General features: G+C 64.7%; 4 protein-coding genes. 3 read left to right on the plus strand and 1 reads right to left on the minus strand.

Going from position 1 to position 2,187, the window contains the following annotated elements; all coding sequences use genetic code 11:
- The coding region (gene opgC / locus DYI24_RS25380; protein WP_164574279.1) for an OpgC domain-containing protein at window positions 1-482 on the minus strand (482 nt) is incomplete at its 3' end.
- A gap of 115 nt (window positions 483-597) precedes the next feature.
- Between opgC and DYI24_RS28585 the strand changes: the two genes are divergently transcribed.
- From DYI24_RS28585 to DYI24_RS25390, 3 genes are all read left to right on the plus strand, one after another.
- Window positions 598-729: a hypothetical protein gene (locus tag DYI24_RS28585; protein WP_283810901.1), complete on the plus strand. Its 132-nt coding sequence runs from the start codon at window positions 598-600 to the stop codon at window positions 727-729.
- Window positions 726-1,031, plus strand: a complete 306-nt coding sequence (locus tag DYI24_RS25385; RefSeq protein ID WP_107344521.1) for an ETC complex I subunit — start codon at window positions 726-728, stop codon at window positions 1,029-1,031. The genes DYI24_RS28585 and DYI24_RS25385 overlap by 4 nt, the downstream gene beginning before the upstream one ends.
- 197 nt (window positions 1,032-1,228) lie before the next feature.
- Window positions 1,229-2,187 (plus strand): carboxyl transferase domain-containing protein (locus tag DYI24_RS25390; protein ID WP_283810902.1); only part of this gene is annotated, 959 nt, incomplete at its 3' end.

Consider the following 2,187-nt stretch of genomic DNA (forward strand, 5'->3'; position numbering starts at 1 on the left):
GGCGGGAACAGCCCCATCAGCACGATGTACAGCGGCAGCACGTCGAGATTGACCGGCTTGAATTTCAGCAGCAGGCCTTGTCGCAGCGTCTCGATCGGATTGGCGACGAGCCCGGCGACGTTGAACTCGTTGATGATCTCGGGATCGGAAAAGCGCTGCGCGACGTAGCCGATCGCCACGATGTAGATCACGAACAGCACGATGTGCGCGACGTAGAGCTGCCACACCCGCTTGGTCAGCCGGGTGCCGCCGACGATGAAGCCGCGCTCCAGCATCATCTTGGCGTACACGAACGAGGCAGTGTAGCCGGAGATGAAGACGAACAGATCGGCGGCGTCGCTGAATCCCCAGTTCCGGGTTGTGATCCAGTTCACCACGTTGTTCGGGATGTGATCCAGGTAGATCGCCCAGTTGGCGACGCCGCGGAACAGGTCGAGCCGCAGATCGCGCCCTTTGCTGGGCAGAATGGCCTGAATTTCCATGGAGCCGATCGTCCGTGTTGTTGCGAAGGTCGCCCGCCGGGCCCCACGATTGTCAGGGTGCCGGGGACGGAATATAGGAAATCAGGAAACGAAACCGCAGGCGACGGAATCACAAGTGGCCGGGACCAACCTCAAAACTTTACGTGATCCCGACCCGATCCGTTACGCGGCGGAACAATACACCAAGATCGCCGCTTCCACCAAACCGGCGCAGCGCCGCACCCCGACAGGCTCGACCCTTCCATGACCGCACGGATCTACAAGCCCGCCAAGAACGCGATGCAATCCGGGACCGCCAAGACCCGGGAATGGCAGCTCGATTACGAGCCCGAGAAGCCGCGCATGATCGAGCCGCTGATGGGCTGGACCTCTTCGTCCGACATGCAGCAGCAGGTGAGCCTGCGCTTCCACACCCGCGACGAGGCGGTGGCCTATTGCGAGCGGGAAGGCATCCCGTATCAGGTGATTGAGCCGAAGGAGCCGGCGCGCCGACGCGCGGCCTACGCCGACAATTTTGCCTTCCGCCGTCCCGAGCCCTGGACCCACTGATCCGGCATTCGCCGTGGCTCCGTGAGGAGCCGCGGCTGCCTCGACTACCGCTCGGCGCAAGCCTGAGGCTGCGCCGAACGGCTATGCGCGTCCTGCGCTGCGCCGGGTCAGGTTAGGGTTGCGCCTGGCGGCCTGGCGATGACACGATGTCTTCAACGCTTCGGTCCCGAAGCGAGTCAGAACCTGCCGGAAACGCCATGTCGCTGCACTCCAAGATCGATCCCGGTTCGGCCGATTTCGCGCGCAATGCCGATGCGATGCGGACACTGGTCGCCGAATTGAACGACAAGCTGGCGGCGGTCGCTGCCGGCGGCGGCGAGGCGGCCCGTGCCAAACATACCGCGCGCGGCAAGCTGCTGCCGCGCGAGCGCGTCGACCTGCTGCTCGATCCCGGCACCGCGTTTCTTGAGCTGTCGCCGCTCGCCGCCAACGGCCTGTACGGTGGTGACGTGCATTCGGCCTCGATCGTCACCGGCATCGGCCGCGTGATGGGCCGCGAATGCATGATCGTTGCCAACGATGCGACGGTGAAGGGCGGCACCTATTATCCGATGACGGTGAAGAAGCATCTGCGCGCGCAGGACATTGCGCGGCAGAACAATCTGCCGTGCATCTACATGGTGGATTCCGGCGGTGCCTTCCTGCCGCAGCAGGACGAGGTGTTTCCCGACGAGCGGCACTTCGGCCGGATCTTCTTCAACCAGGCCAATATGTCGGCGGCGGGCATTCCGCAGATCGCGGTGGTGATGGGTTCGTGCACCGCGGGCGGCGCCTATGTGCCGGCGATGTCGGACGAGAGCATCATCGTCCGTAATCAAGGCACCATCTTCCTCGGCGGCCCGCCGCTGGTGAAGGCCGCGACCGGCGAGGTCGTTTCGGCCGAAGAGCTCGGCGGCGCCGACGTGCATTCGCGGCAATCCGGCGTCACCGATCACTACGCGCAGAACGACGCCCATGCGATCGGCATCGCGCGCAAGATCGTCAGCACCTTGAAGCCGCCGCAGCGGCCGCCGCTGAACATGCGCACCCCGCGCGAGCCGCTGTATCCGGCCGAGCAGCTCTACGGCATCGTGCCGGCGGAGAGCCGCAAGCCGTTCGACGTGCGCGACATCATCGCCCGGATCGTCGACGGCTCGGAGTTCGACGAGTTCAAGAA

Origin of the sequence: Rhodopseudomonas sp. BR0C11 (genome assembly GCF_010820945.1) — a bacterium.
Lineage (GTDB): Bacteria > Pseudomonadota > Alphaproteobacteria > Rhizobiales > Xanthobacteraceae > Rhodopseudomonas > Rhodopseudomonas palustris_H.